A 24,912-nucleotide genomic window follows, 5' to 3' on the forward strand; every position below is an offset into this window, starting at 1 on the left:
GTCCCTGCCCCGATAGGTAGCATTCCCCACGCACTCATGTGCTCTTTTAACTCCATCAAAAAGGGGAATGGCATTGAAGTTGATATTACTGATCGGACTCATGGTGATGAATGGCTTGAGCAACGCTCAGGCACAGGCCAGTCAAGAAGTGGCAGGCGCCGACCTGATTGTTCACAACGCCAAAATCTATACCGGCAATTCCGCGCAACCGTCGGCGTCCGCGCTGGCTGTCAAGAACGGCCGCATCTACTCGGTGGGTACAGATGCCGAGGTGCTGGGCTTGAAGAATGCCAAGACCAGAGTCATCGACTCCGGTGGCCGGCGGTTGATCCCTGGCATCATTGACGCACACACCCACGTACTCAACGAGGGCGGCTACAACTACACGCTGCGATGGGACGGCGTGCCAACGCTGCGCCGGGCGCTGGCCATGCTGAGCGAACAAGCCAAACGCACGCCGGAAGGACAGTGGGTGAAGGTGGTCGGCGGCTGGTCCCCATACCAGTTCGAGGAAAACCGCTTCCCGACCATGGACGAACTCCGCAAAGCCGTTCCCAATCGCCCGCTATTCGTGCAGTATGCCTACAACCGTGCCTTCATGAACCAGCAGGCGATGGATGCCCTCGGCGTCGGCACCGACAAGTTTCCCAAGCTGCCGGGCACCGAGCTGGAGAAGGACGCGCAAGGCAAATACACCGGCGTGGTCCATGGCTACACGTTCATGTTCATCGCCATCGAGACCATGGTGCCGCAGCTCTCCTTCGACGAAGAGGTAAGCTCGCTGGTGCAGACGGTCCACACGCTCAATCGTGTCGGCGTCACCTCCATCGTTGATGCGGGCACCGGCTTCCGTGGCTACCCCAAGGCCCAGCGCACCGTCGATGTCCTCGCGCGCGACAACCGGCTCAACATACGCATGCCTTTCGTGGATATCCAGTTTGGTGAAGGTGCGGGCTTCAACATGGTGGACGCGCAGATTACGGCGGTCACCAGGACAGCGCCGATCAGCCCAGGCCACAACCTGCACCCGCAGCTGGCGCACGGTCATGTCTACCGTGGCGCCGGTGAACTGCTGGCGGCCGAAGTCCACGATCACGAGAACTTCGACCGCCCAGCCATCATCATCGAGCCGGACAAGATGCGGGAACTGGTGGAGCGCGATATCTCCAAGCTGGTCCAGCGGCGCATTCCTTTCCGCGAACACATCAGCTACAACGAGAACATCACGCCTTTCCTCGATGCGCTTGAGAAGCTGAACCAGAAGACGCCGCTCGACGGCCTGCGCTGGAGCCTCGAACACGCCGAAACCATCAGTCCCGCGAACATCGCCAGGGTCAAGGCGCTGGGTGGCGGCATCGCGCTGGACACCAAGATGGCGCTGCACGGCGATGGCTTCATCAAGACCCACGGCCGCGACCAGGCTTTGCTGACCCCGCGCCTGCGCGAACTGGTCGACAGCGGCATCCCGCTGGCCATGACCACCGACGCTTTCCGGGCGGCCTCGTTCAACCCATGGGTCGGCATCAGCTGGATGGTGACTGGCCAGTCGATCGCCGGCACCGAAGTGCTGGCCAAAGACAATCGACTGACACGCGCCGAAGCACTGGGACTGTTCACCCGCACACCAGCGTGGTTCATGCAGGCGGAATCGGAGCTGGGCATGATCGCCCCTGGCTACCTGGCCGACTTCGTGCTGCTGGACCGGGATTACTTCGCGGTGCCCGAGTCCGAGATCAAATCCATGGCGTCGGTGCTGAGCGTCATGGATGGCCGGGTGGTGTACGGCGCGCAGCAGTACCAGGCGCTGTCGCCGGTATTGCCTGAGATCCTGCCTGCCTGGTCGCCGATCAAACATTTCGGCGGCTATTACCAAGCCCGGTGAACAGCAATACAGAAGTGCTGGTTCACCGTATTGTGCTCGCCACCTCGCTGTTGCTGGCGAGCGATGTCGCGCTGGCGCAGTTTCGTCCCTTGCGATTCGACGACGACTTCAGCGCCCAGCGCGACCTCGGCGCATGCTGGAAGGACTGTCCGATCGCCGAACAAGTTCGTCTGAGTATCGGCGGCGACCTGCGCCTGCGCTATGAGCATGCCGGCAATCCACGCTACGGCCTGGAGCGCCAGGACCGTTGGGGTGTATTGATGCAGCGCGCTTCCGTCTTTGCGGACCTGCGCCTGGGCGAGCACTGGCGCGGCTTCGCCCAGCTGGCCAGCTCATTCACCAATGGCCGCGCTGCGGGGCCATCACCGGTGGATGAAAACCGGCTTGATCCCAGCAACCTGTTTGTCGAATGGCGATCGGCGCGCGATGGTGACGGCAGCATGGGCGTGCGGGTCGGCATCCAGGAACTGCAATTCGGATCGGGACGCAGCATTGACGCCCGCGAGGGCCCGAACGTGCGGCGCAGCTTCGACGCCGTCCGCCTCTATCTGACCCAAGGCGCCTGGCGTGTCGATGCCTTCGCTGCGGCGCCGCGACAGAACCGTCCGGGTAGCGTGGATGATGCCCGCTCGCAAACGCAGCGGTTACAGGGCATTTACGCGACCCGCTCCGGCGACATCACTTCGTTGGACGTCTACGCGCTGTATTACGACGATACCGTTGGCCGCTACGCTCAGGGCTCGGCGCACGAACGCCGCTGGTCGCTTGGTACCCGCGTGTTCGGCAACCGCAAAGCCTGGGACTGGAACTGGGAATTCGCCGTGCAGGGCGGACACTTCGGCGATGCCGGTATCCGCGCCTGGTCGCTCGCCACGGAGACCGGCTACACGTTTGATCACGTGCCCGGCCAGCCGAGGGCGGCACTGCTGCTTGCCATTGCCAGCGGTGACAAGGACCCGGAAGACCATCGCCTCGGCACCCTCAATCCGCTCTACCCGCGCGGTAACTATTTTGGTGACGAGGCGACGCTCGGTCCACGCAACTTCGCCAATATCCACCCTGCGATGAGCATGCAGCTCGCGCCTCGGGTCCAGCTGAACGCCAGCCTCGATTTTTTCTGGCGTCACAGCACACGCGACGGCGTGTATGCCCCCAACGGCACGCTGATCCGGGCCGCTGGTAATAGTCGCGCCCGCTACGTGGCGACCATCGCATCGCTCGGCACCACCTGGACATTGACGCCGGGCTGGTCGTCGACCGCAGTGATCGCCTACGGACAGCCTGGCGCGTTCCTGCGCGAGACCGGCGCCAACGATGCGCTGAGCTTCGTCAGCCTGAGTGCGCAGTACCGCTTCTGATAACCATATAAAGGAAAACCGAATGAGGGACAGCAGCAGCGTCATGAGCCAGCAAAAAACACATATCAACGTACTGATTGCCCATGCTGACGCAATTGTCAGCGCCGGTCTGGCCGCGCTGCTTGCCGCGCAAGCCGACTTGCGCATCAGCATCGCCACCGGTGACAACGCAGCCATCCACGCTGACACCGACATCATCCTCCTCGATCACGGCAGCGCCATGCAGCACACGCGTCGCAATTGGCCGCGCAGGCTGATTGTCACCCACCTGGATCGCGAATGGGATGTCTACACCGCCATGACAGCAGGCGTGCACGGCTACTTGCTACAGAACGCCGACGCCAGGGAACTACTGACGGCAGTGCGCACGCTCGGCCGAGGCATGCACTACCTCAGCGCAGAATTGCACGACCGTGTAGTCGACAGCGCCACCCGCATCGACCTCACCAGCCGCGAAACGGACGTGCTGCAACTGCTGGCACAAGGCCTGTGCAACAAGTTGATCGCGCGTGAGCTGGGCATCGGCGTCGGTACGGTGAAAACGCACGTCAGGGGCCTGTTTGACAAGCTTGGGGCGACCGCACGTACCCATGCTGTCGTGCTGGCCATGCGACGCGGCTTGTTAGCCAGGGCATAAGCAATGCATTGACATATCGAGAAACTTCGATATAATGCGTGCATGGACCTGCTCGAAATATTCAAAGCCCTTTCAAACCGTACCCGCCTGGATATCCTGAAAGGTTTGAAGGACCCCGTGAACAGCTTTCCTCCTCAGGATGAAGGCGATGTGCACACGGTCGGCGTTTGTGTGAGCAGTATCCAGGAAGGTGTCGGCTTGTCGCAGTCCACCGTGTCCAGCTATCTCGCCACGCTGCAGCGGGCAGGTTTGGTCGAAGTAACGCGCATCGGCCAGTGGACTTATTACAAGCGCAACGAAGCAACCATCAATGCCCTCGCCGACATCCTGGGCAAAGAGCTGTAATTTTTTTACCCAAATATATCGATAATTCTCGATATCTATTTTTAACGAAATGAGGAATGACCATGAAAGCGATGTTACTGAAATCATTTGGCGGCCCGGAAGTGTTTGAACTGTGCGACGTGCCCAAGCCCGTGCCGCAGGCGGGACAAGTGCTGGTGCGCGTGCACGCCACTTCCATCAATCCGCTGGATTACCAGGTGCGGCGCGGCGACTATCCCGACATGGTGCCCTTGCCAGCCATCACCGGGCACGACGTCTCTGGCGTTGTTGAAGCAGTCGGGCCGGGTGTGACGGCCTTCGTTCCCGGAGACGAAGTCTGGTACACCCCGCAAATTTTCGATGGCCCGGGCAGCTATGCCGAGTACCACGTGGCTGCGGCCAGCATCGTCGGCCTGAAGCCGCCGTCGCTAAGCCATCTTGAGGCGGCAAGCCTGACCCTGGTTGGCGGGACGGCATGGGAAGCCTTGTCCGTGCGCGCCGGGCTCAAGGCAGGCGAAAGCATCCTGGTGCATGGCGGTGCGGGCGGCGTCGGCCACGTGGCAATCCAGCTGGCCAAGGCGCTCCGCGCAAAGGTGTTCACGACCGTACGCGAAACGCACTTCGAGTTTGCGCACAGCATGGGCGCCGATGTGGTCATCGATTACGAGAAGGAGGATTACGCCGACGCCATCATGCGGGAAACCGGCGGCCGTGGCGTTGACGTGGTGCTCGACACCATCGGCGGCAACACCCTGTCGCGCAGCGCCGATGTGCTCGCACAACTCGGCCGCGTGGTCAGCATCGTCGACATCGCCCAGCCACAAAACCTGATCCAGGCCTGGGGCAAAAACGCCAGTTATCACTTCGTGTTCACCAGACAAAACCGTGGCAAGCTGGATGAGTTAAGCGCATTGATAGCGCGCGGCCAGATGCGGCCGCACGTCGGCGCAGTCTATTCGCTGGCCGACATACCACTGGCCCATGCACGGCTGGAGAGCCCCAACCACGGTATCCAGGGAAAGATCGCGATCGCGGTGAAAGGCAAGCCATGATTTACGAGATCGCCCTGTTTCCGGTTTACCCTGACCGTATGGACGCCTTCAGGCACGCCTTTGCCGCAGTCACGCCCCTGCTTCGCCGCGCCAAGGGTTACGGCGGCCACGTGCTGGCGCAAGGCGTCGAAACACCCCAGCTATTCAATCTGATCGTGCGCTGGCAATCGCTTGAAGATCATACGCCGGGTTTCGAGGCGAGTGATGATCATCGGATGTTCATGCTGGGCATACAGGAATACCTGTCGGCAGAACCCAGCGTCTATCATGTTGAGGGAGGCGATTTCTAGCCTCATGCCGCCTCGCCCAAGGTCCGCACCAGCGTATCGAACACCAGCCGGATGCGGACCGGGACGGGGCCGCGTTGCGGGCGGTAGATGTAAATGTCCCAGGGGGCCGGCTGCAGCTTTTGCAGCACTGCCACCAGCCGGCCGCTGGCGATGTGTTCGTCGGCCATGAAACCGGGGAGCTGGCCGAAGCCGAGGCCGGCCAGGATGGCGTCGAATTCCGCCTCGGAATCGCTGCTGAGGAAGCGCGGATTGACCGGCGAGATATGCTGGCCATCGGCGAAATACCAGGGCCACGCCTTGCCGGTGCTGAGGTCGCGCAGCGAGGTGGTCGGCAACGCGTGCAGGTCCTCGATCTGGCGCGGCTTGCCGTGGCGCGCGATCAGCGCCGGCGTGCCCACCGTGCGGAACGGCGGCGACGACACCGGCCGCGCGATATAGCGGCTGTCGCGCATCGAACCATAGCGCACGCCGATGTCGATGCGCTCGTCCACCACATCCGCATGGGTATCGCTGAACTGCACCTCGAAGCGCAGCGAGGGATATTCCTGTCCCAGCGCGGTCAACACCGGCAGCATCAGGCGGCGGCCCAGCGCCACCGGCGCAGTCAGCCGCACCAGCCCTTCCACCTGCGCCTGTGCGTCCACAGCGGCGGCTGGTGGCTGGAACAGGGCATCGATGCGCTGCACGCTATCGCGCGCCTGTGTCGCCAGGTGCTCGCCGTAAGTCGTGATCTGCACGCCGCGCGTGTTGCGGTGAAACAGCAGTTCGCCCTGCGCCGCCTCCAGGTCCTGCACCGCGCGCGTTACCGCCTGCGGCGAAATCCCCAGCCGGGTGGCGGCTTCCTTGAAGTTGCGCGCTTCCGCCGCCGCCACGAAGATGCGCAGCATTTCCAGTCGATTGAGCATCATAAGAATTCCAGAAACAGGAATTCTCAAATCATATCATTTCCATTTATTCCCATAGTCGGTCTCTCTATACTTGTTTCATCAACCAACCACAAGGAGTCCTGACATGAGCAACAACATCGAAAACAAAGTCGTTGTGATCACCGGCGCCAGCAGCGGCCTGGGCGAATCCACCGCCCGCTATCTGGCCGCACGCGGCGCCGCCGTGGTGCTGGGCGCGCGCCGCACCGACAAGCTGGAACAGATCGCCGCCGAAATCCGCGCGGCCGGCGGCAAGGCGGAAGTGCTGTCCACCGACGTCACCGACAAGGCGCAGGTGCAGGCGCTGATCGACACCGGCGTGCGCATCTTCGGCCGCGTCGATGTGCTGATCAACAACGCCGGCCTGATGGCCATCGCGCCGCTGGACGAAGTCAACACCGACGAGTGGGACCGCATGATCGACATCAACGTCAAGGGCCTGCTGTACGGCATCGCCGCCGCGCTGCCGCAGTTCCGCAAGCAGAACAGCGGCCACTTCATCAACATCGCCTCGGTGGCTGGGCTCAAGGTGTTCAGCCCTGGCGGTACCGTGTACAGCGGCACCAAGTTCGCGGTGCGGGCGATTTCGGAAGGTTTGCGGCATGAGGTGGGCGGCAGCATCCGCACCACCACCATCGAGCCGGGCGCGGTCGATTCGGAACTGAAGCTGGGCAGCTCGCACGCGCAAAGCGCGCAGTTCGTGCAGGAGTTCTACAAGAGCGCGATTCCGACCGAATCGGTGGCGCGCGCCATTGCCTACGCCATCGAGCAGCCGGCCGATGTCGACATCAACGAAATCGTGCTGCGCCCAACGGTGCAGGAGTTCTAATCGCCCTGCCACAGGTAGCGGCGCAGGTCGACCGTGGCGGCATCGCTGCGGTCGATCACGCCTTCTTCGTGCAGCCTGGCGCCCTGCTGTGGAATAAACGGCAGCAGCTCGCCGCGTGCGTTGACGATGCGGTGCAAAGGCAGGCCCAGCACCAGGCTGCGCTTGATATAGCCGGGCAACGCACGCACCGAAGTGTCGGCCGCGCCTATCGCGGTGGTGATGTCGATGTAGCGCACCACGCACCCAGCCGGCACGCCCGGCATGAAATCCAGGAAGCGCTGATAGGCCGATTGCGCCAGTGGGCGGGCACGGCCGGCAATCAATTCCATCACCTCGCCGATGCGCAGTTCGCCGCCGGTTTCGACCACGCCCAGCACGCCACGCCGCTGTAGCAGGCGCGACAGCCGATGCCCAAGATGCGCAATCCGGTAGCACGGCTCGCAAAACATGGTCAGACGCAGCTCGACGCCGGTGGCGCTGACCAGCGCCGCACCGGGCCGGAACAGGTCCGGATGATCGCAGGCGATGACGATGTTCTCGCCCAGCGCGCCGGGCGCGATGTCCAGCGCTTGCAGTTCGCTGGCCAGCGTCACCAGCACCTGGCGCGGGCTCAGGCGGTGCGCATGGGCATCGCCATCGATGCCCATGCCAGCCTCGCAACGCAGCGTCTCGCCCGGCGACAGCGCAATGCGCGGTGCGTCGGGCGCAGGCTGGCGATACAGGCTGACGATGCGCGCCGGCGCCTGCAAAACGCTTACTTGCCGGCCACCACCACGCCGCACGCCAGGCGCTTGCCAGCGTTGCCAGTCGGCTGGGTGACCAGGTCGTCCGGATCGGCGTGGACGATCATGCCGCGGCCGATGATGTTGTTGGCGGCGCCGTCGTCCAGCGAGATCTGGCTGGTCGGCACGCTCAGGCTCAGCCTGGCCTTGCCGCTGGCGTCGGCGGTGATGTTGCCGAAGTCGCCGCCATGGTGGGCCGCATGCTCGGGGCCACCGTGCTGCTGGCTGGCCGGGTTGAAGTGGCCGCCGGCGCTGGTGCCGTCCGGCGCGCTGCAATCGCCCTTCTCGTGCAGGTGGAAGCCGTGCACGCCCGGCGCCAGGCCGGCGATGTCGGCGTCGATCTGCAAACGGCCGTCCTGCTGCTTGAAGCGCACCGTGCCCTTGGTGCTGCTGCCGACGGTTGGCTTCAGTTCCACTTCGGCGGTGGTGGCGGCATGGGCAGCGCCCACGGTGGCCAGCGCCAGCAGGCTGGCGGTCAGGCAATGACGCATCATGTAAATCTCCTGAAAAGTTAGCTAGATGTCCATTGTTACACCGCTTTGTGCCGCTGTGCCACACGCTATACAAATATTTATCATTTGGATATAGTCATTCCGAGGCCAGCACTCCGCCGCGCCCCTATCCTGCGAGGACTTCCATGAAAAAACTGTTCGTAGCCAGCCTGATCCTGTCACTGAGCGGCGCCGTGTGGGCGGCCGAGCCGACGGCGCAACAGAACAAGATGAAAACCTGTAATGCGGACGCCGCCGGTAAAAAGGGCGACGAGCGCAAGGCCTTCATGAAGGAATGCCTGAGCGCCAAGCCGGCCGCCAAGCCCAGCCAGCAGGACAAGATGAAAACCTGTAATGCAGACGCCGCCGGCAAGAAAGGCGATGAGCGCAAAGCCTTCATGAAGGAATGTCTCAGCAACAAATAAGCCGCAACCCGGTCCGCGTTTGTCATTGGCATTACATATTTCCTTGGCACATTATTTGCTTCCAAAGCATCTTTTGGCAATGAAACTAGCGTAATGACCACTTACCAGACTGCCAACGCGGACATATTCCTACCCCATATGCCCGACGTTGCCCGCTGCGAACTCTCGCTGCGGGAATTGAACCAGATGTGGCGACTGATCGAGTCGTCCGCCAAAATGAACTGCCCGGCCGAAGCACGCCTGCTGCTCCCGGCGATGGTGGCCACGCGCACCGGTTTCGCGCACCTGGAACAGGCGCTGGTCGCCAACCTGGTGCAGGAAAAGGTGCGCCACGTGCTGGCCGAACTGGGCACCCAGGCGCGCTATGCGATCGACATCCTGGTGCGCAACCTGTTTGAGCGCACCGCCGATGTCGGCTTCCTCGCCACCGACGCCGACCTGTGCAACTTTGTCGCCGGCCTTGACGACGACCGCGACGCAGCGCGCCAGCGCCTGCACGACTACCGCAACAAATACACGGTGTACGACGAGATCCTGCTGCTGGACCTGGAAGGCCGCGTGCTGGTGCAGGCCGATCCGGCCACGCCGGTGAGCCACAGCCGCGACCCGCTGCTGGCGCGCTCGCTGGAGCAGGACGGCTATGTCGAAACCTTCCGCGCCACCGACCTGCGCCCCGGCAAATCGCGCGCACTGGTGTATTCGCAGCGCATGCTGCATCCGGACAGCGGCGCCCCGGCCGGCGTGCTGTGCCTGTGCTTCAACTTCGAGCAGGAGATGGACGCCATCTTCGCCGCCTACCGCGATCCGTCGCAGCGCGCCAACATGCTGCTGCTGGATGCCCAGGACCAGGTCATCAGCAGCGCCGACCCGCTGTGGATACCGGCCGGCGTGCGCGTGCCGACCAACGCCGACGGCCGCCCGCAACTGCTGATGTTCGGCGGCCGCGAATACCTGGTGCGCACCTTCAGTTCGGACGGCTACCAGGGCTATCCCGGCCCGGCCGGCTGGAAGGCGCAGCTGATGATACCGGTCGACCTGGCCTTCCGCAGCGGCAGCAACGGCCAGGCGCTGGCCGACGTCGAACCGGCGCTGATGCAGGGCCTGCTGTCGCATGCGCAGACGTTCAGCCCGTCGCTGCACGAGCTGATGAGCTCCGTCACGCGCACCACCCGCACCATCGAGCGCATTGTCTGGAACGGCAAGGTGACCAGCGCCGCCAACGACCACGGCCAGCCCGACGGCAGCCACAGCGGCGGCATCAACAAGCTCAACACGGTGCTGGACCAGATCACCGAAACCGGCGAACGCAGCGACGCGCTGTTCTCGCACTCGATCCAGGACCTGTACCAGACGGTGCTGGCGTCCAGCATCAGCGAGGCCGAGCTGACTTCGCAGCTGCTGGTCGACATGCTGGACCGCAACCTGTACGAGCGCGCCAACGACTGCCGCTGGTGGGCGCTGTCGGCGCAGCTGCGGCGCGGCCTGGCGGCGCCGTCGGACCAGCAGGCCGCCGCCATCGGCCAGGTGCTGGCGCACATCAACAGCCTGTACACCGTCTACGCGCGGCTGTTCGTCTACGACCGTGGCGGCCGCATCGTCGCCAGCAGCGGCGGCGACGAGATCGTCGGCCAATACATCAGCGGCGACACGCTGAGCCGGGTAGTGGCGCTGCGCAGCGAACAGGATCACTACGCTGAAAGCTTCGGCCCGTCCGCCTTCTACGGCGGCGAGGCCACTTATATTTATCACGCCGCCATCCGTCACCCGGAACACAGCGGCAATGTGGTGGGCGGCATCGGCATCGTGTTCGACGCCAGGCCGGAACTGCTCAACATGCTGCACAGCGGCGTCGCCGGCCGCGCCCATATGCGCGCCTACTTCGTCACGGCGGACGGCCGCGTGCTGTCCAGCAGCGAAGCCGACTGCGTGCCGGGCGACCTGCTGCGCCTGGATGGCGAGCTGCTGGCGCGCGCCGGCGAGGACGGCCACAGCGTCTCGCGCATCATGCAGCACGACGGCCAGTATGTGATCGCGGCCTGCACGCGCGCTGCCGGCTACCGCGAATTCCGCGCCGCCGACGGCGTCGAGCAGCCGGTGATCGCGGTACTGCTGCAAGCCTTCGGCCCGGTGCGCGCTGGCGGCGAACTGCCGGCGCAGGCGGCGGTGCGCATCGAGCGGCTGCGCGATAGCGGCCCCGACTTCGCCATCTTCTACGCCGGCCGCACGCTGATGGCGCTGCGCGCGGCGCAGGTGCAGGAGGCGGTACCGTTTGCCAAGGTGCAGCGCACCGCCAGCACTGGCCACCCGGCGCGCATCGGCATGCTGGATGTGCCGCTGTCTGGCGGGCGCCAGCACTTCGTCTGGGTGTTCGACCTGGCGCTGCTGGTCAGCGGCAAGCCGGGCGCGCTCAGCGACAACAGCCAGGTGATGCTGGTGCACAGCGGCGCCACGGTGATCGGCCTGCTGGTGGACGACCTGCACTCGGTGCAGCAGTTCGACGCTGCCGACATGACCGAGTCGCCGCTGGTGGCTGGCGACGCCGCGCTGGCGCCACGGCTGATCAAGGCCAACCAGGGCAAGCTGCTGATCCAGGAACTCGACCTTGGGCGGCTGCTGGCGCGGCTGCGGACGTAGCCAGCGCGCAACACAGCCCCTGATTTTTGCAGTTCGTCGCAAAATGGTCGGCGCATGCGGGCAAGTTCAGTAGAATCAATCTGTTGATTTTACCAATCTTACCGAGGAATTATCATGCGCCGTACCGTTGCCGCCGTCCTGATCCCCTGCTTTTGCCTGTTTGCCGCCGGCGCCGTGCAGGCGGCCGATTCCACCCGCCAGCTGCCGTCGTTCATCGCCATCAACGCCAAGGGCGCGTTTGCGATGACGGTGGAAGTGGGCAAGGCGCAGTCGGTGCGGATCAGCGGCGAGGACAAATTCGTCGCCAGCCTGAAGACCGAGGTCATCGACAACGAGCTGCAAATCACGCTGCCGGACAAGACCTACAAGGGCACGCAAAACGATCCGCGCATCATCATCACGGTGCCGTCGCTGAGCCGGGTCAAGGTCGAAGGCGCCGGCGAAACGCTGCTGAACAAGATCAACACCGACCGCATCGACATCAGCTACCTGGGCGCCGGCCACCTGGCCGCCAACGGCAAGGTCAAGTACCTGCGCCTGAACGCCAAGGGCGTCGGCGAAGTCGACACCAGCAAGCTGCAGGCCGAGCGGGTCGACGTCAACTTCGAGGGCGTCGGCAATGTGAGCGTGTATGCCACAGACCTGCTGAACGCGGTGGCCAAGGGCATCGGCGGCCTGACCTACTACGGCCATCCGAAGACGGTCAACAAGTCGGTGGCCGGCATCGGCAACGTCAGGGCCGGGGACTAAGCGCCACGACAAATTGCCCCAGTGACACAAAGGGCGAATGCGGGTACTATCAATTGCCTAACAACCGCATCCTTGTGGAGGCCGCCGCCGTGGCTGTAGCAAACGACATCGCGCACTGGCGCGCGCAAATCTTTGCAAAGCTGTTGCTGGTGGTGTTTGTGCTGGGCCTGCTCACGGCCGTGCCCAGCGCGCTGCTGGCGGCCAGCGAAGGCATGTGGTCGATCGCCGTGGTCGACATCGTGGCGCTGCTGTGGATCGGCCTGATCTGGCGCTGGCGCAGCCTGTCGTACACGGCGCGCGTGGTCAACTTCCTGACGGTGGCCTTCATGGTCGGCCTGGCGCTGCTGCTGAAGGTCGGCCCGGTCAGCCAGATCTATTTGCTGGCAGTGCCGGTGCTGGCGGCGCTGTTGCTGGGCCTGCGGCCGGCGCTGTGGACGCTGGTGCTGGCCGGCCTGGCGGTGATGCTGCTGGGCTTCCAGGACAACGCCGCCATGCACCTGGAGGGTCTGCCCGACTACGCCTTCCTGCGCGCCGCCATCCTGTCGATCAACTTCATGTTCATGACCGCCGTGCTGACGCTGTCCTGCGCGGTGCTGCTGCAACACCTGGAGCGCTCGTTCGACAAGATGTCCGAACTGAACGCCGAGCTGCGCCTGACCTCGGCTGCGGTGGCGCGCCTCAACGACATGGTGCTGATCGCCGAAGTCGACCGGCGCGCCGGCGCCGGCCAGCACATCATCTTTGTCAACGACGCCTTCGAGCGCCGCAGCGGCTACCGCCGCGACGAGGTGCTGGGGCGCGACCTGCGCCTGCTGCGCGGCCCGGACACCGAACAGAGCGTGATCGACGACATCGAGCGCGCCATGGCGCGCAGCGAGACGGTGCGCGCCGAGCTGCTCAACTACACCAAGCACGGCGAGCCCTACTGGGTGGAGACCGAGCTGGTGCCGCTGGCCGACGAGGGCGGCGTCAACACCCACTGGGTGGCGGTCGAGCGCGACATCACCGAGCGCAAGAAATCGCAGGACGACATCCACCAGCTGGCCTTCTTCGACACACTGACCGGCCTGCCCAACCGCCGCCTGCTGATGGACCGCATCGACAAGCTGCTGGCCAGCTCGGAGCGCGGCGCCACCTACAGCGCGGTGATGTTCATCGACCTCGACCGCTTCAAGACCATCAACGACGCGCGCGGCCACGCCACCGGCGATGCGCTGCTGTGCAACGCCGCCGACCGCCTGAGCCGGCTGATGCGCAAGGCCGACACGGTGGCGCGCATCGGCGGCGACGAATTCGTGGTGCTGCTCGGCCACCTGTCGCACGAGCTGGCCGGCGCCACGCACGCGGCGCTGACGGTAGCCGAAAAAATCCGCAGCGCCATCGGCCAGGAGGTCGACATCGGCGGCCAGACCTACAACTCCACCGCCAGCATCGGCGTCACCATGCTGCCCAAGGCACAGGCGCCGGGGCAAAGCGCGCAAGACCTGCTGCGCGAGGCCGACACCGCCATGTACCGCGCCAAGTCGCAGGGCCGCAACGGCATCGCCTTCTTTGAAACGGCGATGCAGGCCGAGGTCGAGCAGCGCCTGACGCTGGAGCGCGACCTGGCCGCCGCGCTGGCCAACGGCGAATTGCAGATGCATGTGCAGGCGCAGGTCGACCGTGATGGCCGCGCGGTCGGCGGCGAACTGCTGATGCGCTGGCCGCTGGAAGATGGCGGCTGGGTGCCGCCGCAGGTGTTCATCCCGGTGGCCGAGGAATCCGGGCTGATCATCGAACTGGGGGCGTGGGCGTTGCGCCAGGCCTGCAGCGCCGTGCTGCGGCTACAGGCGGCCGGGCTGGAAATGCCGCTGTCGGTCAATGTCAGCCCGACGCAGTTCCGCCAGGCCGACTTTGTCGCCCAGGTGAAGCAGGCGCTGGACGACAGCGCCGCGCCGGCGCGGCTGCTGGTGCTGGAAGTCACCGAAGGACTGCTGATCGACAAGATGGACGACACCATCGCCCGCATGCACCAGCTGACCGCGCTGGGCCTGCGCTTCTCGATCGACGATTTCGGCACCGGTTATTCCAGCATGGCCTACCTGAAAAAGATGCCGCTGTATGAGCTGAAGATCGACCGCAGCTTCATCATCGACACGCCGCAGGACGCCAGCAGCAAGGCGCTGGTGCAATCGATCCTGGCAATGGCCGGCCACCTCGGCTTGCGGGTGGTGGCCGAAGGCGTCGAGACGCAGGCGCAGGCCGATTTCCTGGTGGCCCACGACTGCGCCTGCATGCAAGGCTATCTGTATGCGCGGCCGATGCCGCTGGACGCGCTGATCGACCAGCTGCGGGCCTAGTTCATCACCGTCACGCGCTTGCCGCTGACGCTGCGCTGGGCCGGATTGCCGTACACGGTAACGCCGCCCGAACCGTTGGCATACGCCACCAGCGACTGCGTCACGGTGGCCGAGATGCCGCCCGAACCATTGCTGCTCAGGTCAGCGCTCTGGCTGGTCAGGGCGGACAGGTCGGCGCTGCCGGAGCCGTTCAGGCGCACCGTCATGCTGCGCACATTGCCGCTGGCATGGGCGCCACCTGAGCCGCGCAGGTCCAGGTTCAGCGCTTCGCCATTGACGCGGCCCAGGTCCAGCCGCCCGGAGCCATTCAGCCGTGCAGTGGTCGAACCGCTGTCCAGGCCGGAGGCATTCAGGCCGCCGGAGCCGTTCAGGCGCGCATCCAGCCGCTCGACGCGGCCCGCCAGGCGCACACCACGCGAACCGTTCAGCGACAGTTCCAGCGGCGCGCCGTTCAGGCCGCTGACCGCCAGCGAGCCGGAACCATTGGCCGCCAGCTGGCGCAGCACCGGCGTGGTATACGTCACCCTCAGCGGCTGGCTGGTGCGGATGCTGCCGTCGACCCACACGCGCAGCGTGCCGCCGCTGGCGTCGGTGCGCACCAGCGGCACAATATTGCTGTCACCCTCCACCTGCAGCGAGGTCTGCTGGCCGACGCGCACCTCGACCTGCATCGGGCCGTTGACCTCCAGCCCATCCAGCGTGGCGACCTGGCGGTTTTCCACCAGGTTGCGGCCGTCGCCCTGCACCGCATTGCTGCTGAAGGCCGACTTGTAAGAGACGTCGCCGCTGTCCGGCACGACGATGACGGCGCAGCCGGCCAGGATGGAAAGGGCGGCGAGAGCGATGAGGGTGCGGCGCATGATGGCAAGTCCTTGAAGTTATCGTGTTGCCACTATAGCCAGCCGGCGCGCAGGCCGCCCGGCCGATGCGACAAACGGTCGAAAACGGGGGCTGAAACGCCTGAAAAGCGGTGCTACCATAGCGCCCATGAATACCTCCAAGCTACCCGACCTGCTCGATCTGCGCGAGCGCACCCGCCAATTCGCCCGCGAGCGCGACTGGGCGCCCTTCCACACGCCGAAGAACCTGGCCATGGCGCTGTCGGTTGAAGTGGCCGAAGTGGCCGAGCACTTCCAGTGGCTGCCGACCGGCGCCGAGCTGGACGACGCCGGCCGCGCCGCCGTGCGCCACGAGCTGGCCGACGTGCTGCTCTACCTGGTGCAGCTGGCCGACCGGCTGGACGTCGACCTGCACGCCGCCGCTGTCGAAAAGATGGACCTTAACGCCGTCAAGTACCCGGCTGGTCAGTGTCCTCCGCTGGCGCGCTGAGGTCGGGCTGCTGATCGGCAGGCGCCATCTTTTCATGGCTGAAGGCGCGGCGGCGTGCCAGTTCGCGCGCCAGCGCGCGGTCGGCGCGATCCGCCGCGCGGTCGATCGCCACATACAGGTCTTCCTCGGTATTCGCGATCACCACCGTACGGCCATGATCGAGGCTGATCTGGATCTTGCAGCGCTTGTCGCGGCCGCCGCGCGGGCCGTTGATATCAGACAGCCAGACCGCCAGCCGGCGCGTCAGCGCCCAGCCGACCGACGTGCGCAGGCGGCGGTGAACATAAGCGCGCAAGTCTTCGGTCAGGACCAGACCGTTGGATTGAATGGCAATGTGCATGACCAAGTCTCCTCTCGTGGTGTTTGACAACACCCAGATAGGGACGGAGCCGCAGACAAACAATTCGAATAAGTCTGATGAATACCTCGGATAAATCGATGTATTAAATTCGGGGTCAGTGCCGACATTCGGACATTTCGCGAGCGAAATGTCCGAATGTCGGCACTGACCCCGAAGGCTGCTGCTAACGCAGGCCGAGGGCCTTGCGTACCTGGGCCTCGATGAGCGGCCATGACGGCGAGCTGGCAGCCACTTCGTCGTAGTGGCTGCCGCCGGGCAGCACCAGCACCTCGGCGCTGTCGCCGGCGGCCTGCGCGCGGCGCGCGTAGTCCTGGCCCACATGCAGCGGCGCGATGTTGTCATGCTCGCCATGGATCAGCACCGTGCGCACGCCAGCCGGCAGCATCTCGGCCGGCGAGGTATCGCTGAAGATGTCCGGGCGCGCGGCGCTGGCCACACCGGCCAGCTGCGCCATGTCGCGGTCGCAGCTACGCTTGATCAGCGCCTGCTGGTTGCGCAGGTCGGCCAGGCCACCGAGGCTGATCACCACCGGCACCGGCAGCGGATCGGCCACATACAGCGGACTGCTGCGCGGCAGCTGCGCGCGCGCGCCGGCCCACTGCGCCAGATGGCCACCGGCCGAATGCCCCATCAGCACAATGCGCGACAAATCCAGCTTGTGCTCCGGCGCCAGCACGCGCAGGCGGTCCATGGCGTTCGCCACATCGTGATACATGCCGGGATAGCCGCCGCCTTCCTCGTCATAGCGGCGGTACTCCACATTCCACACCGCGATGCCCTGCGCCGCCAGATTGCCAGCCATATTGCGCATCTGCGTGATGCCGCCAAACTCCCTGGTCCAGCAGCCGCCGTGGATGATCACCGCGACCGGGAACGGCCCGGCGCCGTACGGCTGGAACAATTCGGCAAACTGCGACGGCGCCGCGCCATACGCCTCATGGCGCGTTGGCGCCGGCCCGCTCAAGGCCAGGTAGTCCTGCAAGGTCATCGGCGCTGCTGCCGCGCCGCCCACCGCGCTGGCGGTGGCTGCCGCCATCAGCACCCGGCTCATTCTGTTCAACATAGGCATGCTCCTCCACTGGAGCCGCCATGCTACACGAAAAAAAAGGCCGCCCCGAAGGGCGGCCAAAAAGAACCAAGCCCCCGCTTAGAACTTGTAGTTGGCGCGCGCGTAGTAATAGCCGCCGTTGATGCCGAACGGCGAGAACGTCGGCAACACGTGCACCGCCGCGTTGTCGCCGGCGGCGCGCTGGTCCGCCAGCAAGGCCGGATTGACGCCATTCGGATAGACGTTGAACAGATTGTTGGCACCCACCGCCACCGACCAGGCATTACTGATCTTGTAGCCCACTTCCAGGTCGGTGATGGCCTTGGCCTTGATCTCGGTCAGGTGGTACACCGAGCCATCCTCGCTGCCCCACTCCGACGCCTTGCCGTAAATCGCCTCGCGCAGGTTGACGGTCCAGTTACCCACCTTCCACAGCGCGCCCAGATTGACGCGCATTTTCGGCGACGCGGTTTCCAGGTCCGAGATGGCGGTCTTGTCCAGCAGCGTCTGCGGCAGCAGCTGGGCCGGTGCCTGGTTGACCTTGATCACTTCCACCTTGTTGTAGTTGGCGGCGATCGACCAGTCCACCTTGCCGGCGGCGCCGTAATTGGTGTTAATCGTCGTCACAAACTCCAGGCCCCGGCTACGGGTGTTGACCGCGTTGGAGAAAATGTTGATGCCGGTCTGGCTGACCGTGCTGTCCAGCACATTGCCGTTGGCCTTGATCGCCGCGATCACTGCCGGCGAATTGGTGCCGCCACCCGAACCATACAGCGCGCCCGAACCGACGATGCGGTCGCGGATCTTGATCTGGTAAAGGTCCAGCGTCATCTGCACATTGGTGGCGGGATTCAGCACCACGCCCAGGCTCAGGTTGTTCGAGCGTTCAGGCTTCAGGCCATCCACCCCGACCAGCCGGGCGCCAGCCGAATTCGGCGCCAGCTGCACAAAGGCCGAGGTCGGGCCGACGTTGGTGGCAGAATAGTAGGACTCGGCCAGCGTCGGCGCGCGGAAGCCGTTCGACACCGTGCCGCGCAACGCAAACGCCGGCGAGAAGTCGTAGCGGCTGGTGACCTTGCCGACCTTGGCGTTGCCGAAATCGCTGAAGTGCTCATAGCGGCCGGCCAGGTCGACCACCCAGTCCTGCAGCGGGCTGCCGGCGAAGTCGACGTAGGCCGCCCGGTTGGTGCGGCGATGGCTGCCGGCATCGGTCAGCGAGAAGCCAGGATACGACTGCGAACCTTCCTTGTAGCGCGATGCAGCATCGCCGGCCTGGATCTCATACTTGTCGATGCGGTGCTCGACGCCGCCGGCGATGTTCAGCGGCTTGGCCCAGCCGATGTCGAACTCCTTGCTGGCCTCCAGCGTGGTGGTCAGCTGGCTGGCGATGAAGGTGCCGGCCTGGAACACGGTTGGCGTGTAACCGGTGTCGTTGAACAGCGAAACGTTGCCCGAGTCCTCGACGCCGATGCGCGACTTGTCGCGGCCATAGGTGGAGCTGAGGTCGACGTTCCAGCCGGCCAGCTTGTTCTTGACGCCGACCGTCAGCGCCATGTCTTCCTCGCGCATGGTTTCCTTCGGCGAGAAGCCGGTAGGATAGATCAACGGCAGGCGGCTAGGCAGTCGGTAGTTCTCGAACGCGCGGGCCTCCTTGCGGCCGGCGGTGCCGATCACGTACAACTGGCCGTCCGGCGAGAAGTCCCAGCCAAAGTTGGCCGCCATCACATTCAGGTGGTACTGCGCATCACCGGAAATATGGTTGACGTGCGGGTAGCCCGGCTCGCGGAACATGCCAGGATAAGCCGCCATATTTGCCGGATTGATCACGCGCGGGTCAATGCCGCCACGGTCGCTATAGCCGTGGTATTTGGATTCCACGGTCAGGCTCAGGTAAGCGTCGGCAAACGGCTCGACGCCGACATTCGCCGAGCCGTCCACTGTGCGGCCACCGCCGTCAACATAGCCGCCGCCGCTGACGGTGGCGCTGCCGCCGCTGTTGTTGGACTTGAGGATGATGTTGACCACACCGGCAATCGCATCCGAACCGTATTGCGCTGCCGCGCCATCTTGCAGCACCTCGATATGGTCGATGGCTGACACTGGAATGAAGTTCAGGTCGGCCGCCGCGCCACCCTGGTACGGTCCGCCCAGCACCGCCAGGTTGGAAGTGCCGTGACGGCGCTTGCCGTTGATCAGCACCAGCGTGTTGTTCGGGCTGAGGCCGCGCAGGCGCGCCGATAGCGTCAGGTTGGCGGTGTCGCCGCCGAAGGCCTGGGCATTAAACGACGGCAGGTTCTGCGCCAGCGCCTGGATCAGGTCCGGCTGGCCGGTGCGCTGCAGCGACGCCGAATCCAGCACCTGGATAGGCGAAGCGCTGTTTTCAACTTTCAGGCCGCTGGTGCGCGTGCCCGTCACGATCACCGCTCCCGCGTTGGGCGTAACGGCTGCATCGGCTGCTGCGTCGACCTCTTCAGCGTAAACGCCGAATGCCAGCGTGGACAACACGGCAGCAACGCCGATCTTGAGTGTGGCCTTATGCATATTTTAAATCCCCATTTTGAAATGAAAAAACAAAGTAAGACCTCAACTGACTACATTACTTTTTGGCCGCGACCACCTCGATCTCCACCAGCCAGCCCGGATTGCTCAGCGCCGCCACTTGCACCACCGCGCGTGCCGGCAGATTCGGCTGGCTGCCGCCGAAATACTGTGTGTACGCCTCCATGAAGCCCTTGGTGTCGGCCTTGCCACCCTTGGCCGGATCGCCGACCAGGAACACCTGCATCTTCACCACGTCCGACATCTCCAGCTTCATGCCCTGCAGGATTTCCTTGATCTTCTTCAGCACCGTTTCCGACTGCGTTTTGGTGTCGCCGAAAGCTTCGAGCGAATCGGCGGGCGCTTCCTTGTTGACCACCGCCGGCACCTGGCCGCTGATGAAATGGATGGTGGCGGTCGGCGGAATGGTCACCGCCAGCGCGATCGGGAAGTCCGAATTGGGAATCTTGTGGCGTACGATGTCGGCTTTCGGCGCGGCGGACGCACCACCGAAGGCGGCGCACATCAACAGGGCTGCGACTGTTTTTTTCATTGCTATCTCTCTCAGTGTTTGTTGGACATCACGGTGTTACCAAACGCTTCCACGCCCAGTGCGGTGCGCAGCGTGCCGACATCGGCCTCGCTCAGGCCATCGGCTTTATTGCCCCAGCTGCTGCGCACAAAAGTCAGCACGGTGGCGATCTCGCGGTCGCTGAGCGACTCGCTGAAATCCGGCATGCCGCCGCGCCCCTTCAGCAGTACGGCCGCCACTTCGCTGCCCTGGCCCTGGACGAATTTGCTGTTGGCCAGCGCCGGGAAAGCGCCTGGAATCCCCTTGCCGCTCTGCTGATGGCAGGCCGCGCAGTTCTTCAGGAACAGCGACTTGCCGTCGCCGCCGGCAGCATCCTGCGCGTGCAGCGGCGCGCTGGCCGCCGCCAGCAGCAGCGTCAACGCACCAACGCGTGCTGCCTGGCGCCACGCGCGGCCTGTGCGGCGTGCGCGGCTGAAGGCCTTGATCGTCGCATCGCTCATGCACTGGCCCTTTCATGGATCCTGGCGATCTGCTGCCAGGCCGATTCAATGGCGCCGGCCTGCCAGCCGGTCAGGTAGCTCAAGTGTTCGCCGGCCAGCAGGATGCGGCCCTCGCCCTCCACCAGCGTCGGATAGGCGGCGGCGCGGGTCTTCTCGGTCCACTCGGCCCAGCCGCCCAGGTTGTACTGCACGCGGTGCCAGGCCACCGAGAACGCCGACTCGAAGCTCTCGGTGTATTGCGGGAAGATCTTCTGGCCTGCCGCCAGCGCAAACTCGGCGCGCTCCCTGGGCGACAAGGCGCTGATCTCGATCGCCTGCGTCTGGTACTGGTAATAGCCGAGCAGCACACCCTTCTTTTTCTGGAAGCCGTAGGACGGCATGGAGATGGTGTTGATGGCTTTCAGGTCAGTCATGTTATGACCGCCGTAGATGTGGTCATCCTCTTCCCAGAAGCGGCGCTTCATCTGCAGGCCGATCTTGCCGACCGGCGCATACGCGACGGTGGCGACAGCCTTCTTGAACTTGTCCGAGAAATCGGTATCGATCTGCCGCAGCACCGACAGCGGGATGGTGCACAGGCAGAAGTCGGCGCTGATCGAGCCGCCCTTGCCAGTGCCGGTGTCCTTGAAGGTGACAGTGACGCCCTTGTCGTTCTGGCGCAGCGTCTGCACCTCTGCCTTGTAGCGGATATGCCTGCCGACGCGCTTCTCAAACGCCTTGGGGATGGCGTCCATGCCGCCGACCGGCTGGAACATGGTGGCCTGCATCGGGAAGTCATGCACGGCGCTGTAGACATTCGCCAGCTTCGACGCCAGCAAGTCCTTGAAGCCCAGCGGATCGGACGGCGTGCCGGGATTCAGGCCGGCGCCAGGGTTGACCGCCCAGCCACGTCCGCTGCGGCCCTTGTATTGCAGGTCGCCGGCCGACAGCGCGCCTTCATGCTGCAGGTAGTCCAGCAGCAGGCGCTGGTCGTCCGCAGTCAGTTCCTGGTCCAGCGCATGGTTCTTGATGGACTTGGCCAGCAGCTCGGACACATTGCCGCGCATGTCGGCCTTCAGCTCCTTGATGCGCACGCGCTTGCCGGCCAGCGGCCCGGCGTTTTCGGAATAGGCGTAGGCGTGATCGTTCTCGTTGATCATCACCTCCAGCGGCACCTCGAACAGTTTAGTGTAGTGCAGCGTCGACTGGTGATGCAGCGGAATGCGCCACGGGCCGTGATTGATGTAGTGGCCTTCGTCGAAGCCGCAGGTCTGCTTCTCGCCACCCAGCTCGGTCAGGCTGAAACCCTTGCGCGCCGTCTGGCAGCGGCCGCCGGCAAAGGCGCGCGCTTCCAGGATCTGCACCTTGTAGCCCAGCTTCTCCAGTTCATAGGCGGCGGTCAGGCCGGCCAGGCCGGCGCCCAGTATCAGCACCTTCTTGCCCTTGCCGCTGCCGCTCAGCACCGGCGGTGCCGAGGCGGTCGAGGCAATGCCCATGCCCCAGGCACTCATGGTATTCAACAGCAAGCCGGTGCCGCCAACAGCAGCGGCACGATACAGGAAATCCCTCCTTGTAAATGAGCTAAACGATTTAAATGGTTTTACCGTTTTACTATCCATCTGCTTTCCTCACCAGTCTGCCGAATAACTCCTGTTTAGCAAGCGGCGTGCCACAAATAGACAAAAAATAAACACTTTTCGTCACGCACGTGATTTACGTAGAAATGGAATAAACGATATAAAACAATGTTTGTTCGAACAGGGGAAAAAGCTTGTCTATACACGTCGCCACACGGCGGCGCCGACAAACTTTATTAATTGACCTGGCGCGGACAAAAAAAATGCGCCGCACCGTAACGATGCAGCGCACAAAGGTGGAACGTGGGTTTACGCGACGAAGCTGGCGTAGCTCTGCGTAGTACCACGCAGCGGCGCCATGGATGGCGCCACCAGCTGGCAGGGATGGAATTGCGTCGGTGCGGCCGGATCCAGCAAATATACGGTTTCCATGCAAGCCGGGTCATAGGCCAGCTTGACGTTCCAGCCGCCGCGCAGGCGCGCCCGTTCATACCAGCGCTCATTGATGGCGCGCGCACAGGTATACACGCTGTCGTGCAGTAGGATGCCGTCGGCGGTGACGCTGGCTTGCGCCACCGGCATCAGGGTGCAGCGGATCAGGTGCTCCGGATAGATCTTCAGGCCGCCGCCGCGATGCTGCACACCCCAGTCCCACAGGCGGCGCGGCGTGGCGCCGTCCGCCCGCGCCAGCGCCTGGCGGTTGTTGTAGTACAGGATGCAGTCGATGACGATGCGGGTGAACTGGTCAACATCCATCACGCCGTCCAGCCGGCACGGCGCGCCCGGCGCGGCAGGCGGCAGCAGGCGGAAGCGCTTCTCCAGTACCGCGCGCCAGTCTGACGGTCCTTCGTCCACCGCCAGGCAGCGCAGGTTGAAGTTGTTCAGCAGCGCGTCGCCGCTCCAGCCCAGCGTCAGCGCGGTGTTGGCAAACAGCGTCTCCGGCAGATGGCGGCACGGCCACTGTTCCGCTTCGATGTCACGGCCGAACTGGTGGCTGTAGCGCACCTTGTCGGCGCAGCAGTGCGCCAGCGCCAGCATGGCGTGCGGCCATTGCGGCTCGCCCATGGCGATATACACGCCGCACACCATGCGGCTGAAGCTGTCCGTGACCAGATACACCAATGGCCTGCCGACGCTCTGACTGCGGTCGGAACGCGACACCAGCTGCACCTCGGCGCGCACCGCATCCAGGTAGAAGCCGGCGCCGGGCCGGCCCGGCGGCAGCGCCATCAGGTTCAACGCCGGCTGCATGGCCTGCGGCGCGGCGTTGTCGGCGAATGTGGCCGACAGCTGGCGGCGTGCTACCTCCGGCGGCCGGTCGTCGTCATGGTCAAGCCAATAGTTGAACTGGCCGAAGCTTGGCACCTCCCTGGCCGCGCCGTCCGGCGCAACGTGCACGCGGCCGGCGTCGTCAATGTGGCGCCCGACAAAGAAGTCGTCCAGCATCGCCTGATAGGCGCCCAGCCGCGAGAAGCGGTCATGGGCGGCAGCGTAGCGCGCGGTCGCCACGCGGAAGGTGCGGCGGATTTCCTCGTCCGCGTTCAGGCCGGGGCCGGCGTCGGCATTGTTCTTGCGCGGCCGGCCGCGCTTGACGCCCACCGATGACTGCCGCACCTTGCCACGTCCACCCGAGTTGCCATAGTCCGGCAGCAGCGCGTTGGGCGTCTGCCCGCGCTGCCAGTAGCGGCGCAGGTAGCGGTAGATGGTGGGATGCGACACGCCATGTTCAGCGATGGCCTGGGCGATCAGCTGGCCACGCTGGCGCGCCTCGTAGATGGCCGGCTCGTGCGCCACCAGCGGCGCGATGATCTGCCAGGCGCGCGCGCGCAGTTGCAGGTGCTTGGGCGGCAGCAGCTCCTGGCTGACCACCATCAGATAAGGATCGGCCGGCAGCACGCTGGCGTGGCCGGCCAGGATATCGGCGTGCAGCGCCGATAGCTGGATCATCTCGACTTCCGCCGACAGCGCCGCCACGTCGAAGACATAGGCGTGGCTTTGCCCGGGGGCGATCCACAGGATGCGGACGGTGCGCGGCGACGGATGCGTATAGTGCAGCAGGTCGTTCCGCAGCAGCATCAGCGCTCCCGGTGATGCATGCGGAAAGGCCGCGTATCGACATAGATCGAATGCAGCCCACCATAATTCGACTCGCGCAGCAGTTGCGGCTTGAGCGAATCGACAAAACTTCCCCACAGCTTCCTGAATGATGTCATGGCCATGCTCCCACGCAAAACGTCTCCAGGTTGAGGCGCTGTGCTCAGCGCCTTTTATCACGATTGTGCTATCACATATGCAATAAGCGGGCCAGCCGCCCCCTCCTATGAAAAAG

24 protein-coding genes are annotated in these 24,912 nt (G+C 64.5%); 12 read left to right on the forward strand and 12 right to left on the reverse strand.

Annotated features, from left to right (window positions below; translation table 11 throughout):
* Positions 1-67: 67 nt before the first annotated feature.
* The 6 genes from BLS51_RS23610 (at position 68) to BLS51_RS23635 (ending at position 5,543) form a co-directional block, all read left to right on the forward strand.
* Positions 68-1,882, forward strand: coding sequence for an amidohydrolase (locus tag BLS51_RS23610; protein WP_229207733.1), 1,815 nt, complete (start codon positions 68-70; stop codon positions 1,880-1,882).
* Positions 1,879-3,240, forward strand: coding sequence for an alginate export family protein (locus BLS51_RS23615; RefSeq protein WP_175472670.1), 1,362 nt, complete (start codon positions 1,879-1,881; stop codon positions 3,238-3,240). The genes BLS51_RS23610 and BLS51_RS23615 overlap by 4 nt, the downstream gene beginning before the upstream one ends.
* A 43-nt stretch (positions 3,241-3,283) precedes the next feature.
* Positions 3,284-3,877 (forward strand): LuxR C-terminal-related transcriptional regulator, encoded by a 594-nt coding sequence (locus BLS51_RS23620; RefSeq protein WP_229207734.1) that lies wholly within the window; start codon positions 3,284-3,286, stop codon positions 3,875-3,877.
* Positions 3,878-3,919: 42 nt separating this feature from the next.
* Positions 3,920-4,222: an ArsR/SmtB family transcription factor gene (locus tag BLS51_RS23625; RefSeq protein ID WP_090190087.1), complete on the forward strand. Its 303-nt coding sequence runs from the start codon at positions 3,920-3,922 to the stop codon at positions 4,220-4,222.
* 62 nt (positions 4,223-4,284) lie between these two features.
* Positions 4,285-5,253: a zinc-dependent alcohol dehydrogenase family protein gene (locus BLS51_RS23630; protein ID WP_090190089.1), complete on the forward strand. Its 969-nt coding sequence runs from the start codon at positions 4,285-4,287 to the stop codon at positions 5,251-5,253.
* Complete coding sequence (locus BLS51_RS23635; protein ID WP_090190090.1) at positions 5,250-5,543, forward strand: antibiotic biosynthesis monooxygenase family protein; 294 nt, start codon at positions 5,250-5,252, stop codon at positions 5,541-5,543. The genes BLS51_RS23630 and BLS51_RS23635 overlap by 4 nt, the downstream gene beginning before the upstream one ends.
* 2 nt (positions 5,544-5,545) lie before the next feature.
* On the opposite strand, the gene BLS51_RS23640 is transcribed toward BLS51_RS23635, so the two are convergent.
* Positions 5,546-6,451 carry a LysR family transcriptional regulator gene (locus tag BLS51_RS23640; RefSeq protein ID WP_307188167.1) on the reverse strand — a complete coding sequence of 302 codons (906 nt, stop codon included), beginning with the start codon at positions 6,449-6,451 and terminating at the stop codon, positions 5,546-5,548.
* Between the two features lie 103 nt (positions 6,452-6,554).
* Here BLS51_RS23640 and BLS51_RS23645 point away from each other — a divergent pair, with 103 nt between their 5' ends.
* Positions 6,555-7,298 carry an SDR family oxidoreductase gene (locus BLS51_RS23645; RefSeq protein WP_090190092.1) on the forward strand — a complete coding sequence of 248 codons (744 nt, stop codon included), beginning with the start codon at positions 6,555-6,557 and terminating at the stop codon, positions 7,296-7,298.
* Here the strand turns inward: BLS51_RS23645 and BLS51_RS23650 are convergent.
* Positions 7,295-8,047: an MGMT family protein gene (locus tag BLS51_RS23650; RefSeq protein ID WP_090190094.1), complete on the reverse strand. Its 753-nt coding sequence runs from the start codon at positions 8,045-8,047 to the stop codon at positions 7,295-7,297. The genes BLS51_RS23645 and BLS51_RS23650 overlap by 4 nt on opposite strands.
* 5 nt (positions 8,048-8,052) lie before the next feature.
* Entirely contained in the window at positions 8,053-8,574 is a 522-nt protein-coding gene (locus BLS51_RS23655) for a superoxide dismutase family protein (protein WP_229207735.1), read from the reverse strand.
* Positions 8,575-8,717: 143 nt separating this feature from the next.
* On the opposite strand from BLS51_RS23655, the gene BLS51_RS23660 reads away from it, so the two are divergent.
* The 4 genes from BLS51_RS23660 to BLS51_RS23675 all read left to right on the forward strand — a co-directional run bounded on the left by BLS51_RS23660 (position 8,718) and on the right by BLS51_RS23675 (position 14,719).
* On the forward strand, positions 8,718-8,996 hold the full coding sequence (locus BLS51_RS23660) for a PsiF family protein (RefSeq protein ID WP_090190096.1): 279 nt from the start codon (positions 8,718-8,720) through the stop codon (positions 8,994-8,996).
* A 138-nt stretch (positions 8,997-9,134) separates the two neighbouring features.
* Positions 9,135-11,630: a chemotaxis protein CheW gene (locus BLS51_RS23665; protein ID WP_229208073.1), complete on the forward strand. Its 2,496-nt coding sequence runs from the start codon at positions 9,135-9,137 to the stop codon at positions 11,628-11,630.
* Between the two features lie 114 nt (positions 11,631-11,744).
* A complete protein-coding gene (locus BLS51_RS23670) occupies positions 11,745-12,380 on the forward strand; it encodes a GIN domain-containing protein (RefSeq protein WP_090190098.1) in 636 nt (211 codons plus the stop codon).
* 89 nt (positions 12,381-12,469) lie between these two features.
* Entirely contained in the window at positions 12,470-14,719 is a 2,250-nt protein-coding gene (locus BLS51_RS23675) for a putative bifunctional diguanylate cyclase/phosphodiesterase (RefSeq protein ID WP_090190384.1), read from the forward strand.
* Here the strand turns inward: BLS51_RS23675 and BLS51_RS23680 are convergent.
* Positions 14,716-15,579 (reverse strand): head GIN domain-containing protein, encoded by an 864-nt coding sequence (locus tag BLS51_RS23680; RefSeq protein ID WP_090190100.1) that lies wholly within the window; start codon positions 15,577-15,579, stop codon positions 14,716-14,718. The genes BLS51_RS23675 and BLS51_RS23680 overlap by 4 nt on opposite strands.
* Before the next feature lie 127 nt (positions 15,580-15,706).
* On the opposite strand from BLS51_RS23680, the gene BLS51_RS23685 reads away from it, so the two are divergent.
* On the forward strand, positions 15,707-16,048 hold the full coding sequence (locus tag BLS51_RS23685; RefSeq protein WP_090190102.1) for a nucleotide pyrophosphohydrolase: 342 nt from the start codon (positions 15,707-15,709) through the stop codon (positions 16,046-16,048).
* Here BLS51_RS23685 and BLS51_RS23690 read toward each other — a convergent pair.
* The 8 genes from BLS51_RS23690 to BLS51_RS29815 form a co-directional block, all read right to left on the reverse strand.
* Complete coding sequence (locus BLS51_RS23690; protein ID WP_090190104.1) at positions 16,008-16,388, reverse strand: HPF/RaiA family ribosome-associated protein; 381 nt, start codon at positions 16,386-16,388, stop codon at positions 16,008-16,010. The genes BLS51_RS23685 and BLS51_RS23690 overlap by 41 nt on opposite strands.
* Before the next feature lie 184 nt (positions 16,389-16,572).
* On the reverse strand, positions 16,573-17,472 hold the full coding sequence (locus BLS51_RS23695) for an alpha/beta hydrolase (RefSeq protein WP_090190106.1): 900 nt from the start codon (positions 17,470-17,472) through the stop codon (positions 16,573-16,575).
* 84 nt (positions 17,473-17,556) lie between these two features.
* The gene (locus tag BLS51_RS23700) at positions 17,557-19,998 is read right to left on the reverse strand and encodes a TonB-dependent receptor plug domain-containing protein (protein ID WP_090190109.1); all 2,442 of its coding nucleotides are present in this window, start codon (positions 19,996-19,998) and stop codon (positions 17,557-17,559) included.
* Positions 19,999-20,053: 55 nt separating this feature from the next.
* A complete protein-coding gene (locus BLS51_RS23705) occupies positions 20,054-20,548 on the reverse strand; it encodes a RidA family protein (RefSeq protein WP_090190111.1) in 495 nt (164 codons plus the stop codon).
* 11 nt (positions 20,549-20,559) lie between these two features.
* Positions 20,560-21,027, reverse strand: a complete 468-nt coding sequence (locus BLS51_RS23710; protein ID WP_090190112.1) for a c-type cytochrome — start codon at positions 21,025-21,027, stop codon at positions 20,560-20,562.
* Positions 21,024-22,517 (reverse strand): flavin monoamine oxidase family protein, encoded by a 1,494-nt coding sequence (locus BLS51_RS23715; RefSeq protein WP_229207742.1) that lies wholly within the window; start codon positions 22,515-22,517, stop codon positions 21,024-21,026. Before BLS51_RS23715 ends, BLS51_RS23710 begins: the two co-directional genes overlap by 4 nt.
* 375 nt (positions 22,518-22,892) lie before the next feature.
* Positions 22,893-24,659 carry a helix-turn-helix domain-containing protein gene (locus BLS51_RS23720; RefSeq protein ID WP_175472671.1) on the reverse strand — a complete coding sequence of 589 codons (1,767 nt, stop codon included), beginning with the start codon at positions 24,657-24,659 and terminating at the stop codon, positions 22,893-22,895.
* The gene (locus BLS51_RS29815) at positions 24,659-24,796 is read right to left on the reverse strand and encodes a hypothetical protein (protein WP_175472672.1); all 138 of its coding nucleotides are present in this window, start codon (positions 24,794-24,796) and stop codon (positions 24,659-24,661) included. The genes BLS51_RS23720 and BLS51_RS29815 overlap by 1 nt, the downstream gene beginning before the upstream one ends.
* Positions 24,797-24,912: the final 116 nt, after the last annotated feature.

Source organism: Duganella sp. OV510 (genome assembly GCF_900100205.1).
In the GTDB taxonomy this organism is placed as follows: domain Bacteria; phylum Pseudomonadota; class Gammaproteobacteria; order Burkholderiales; family Burkholderiaceae_D; genus Rugamonas.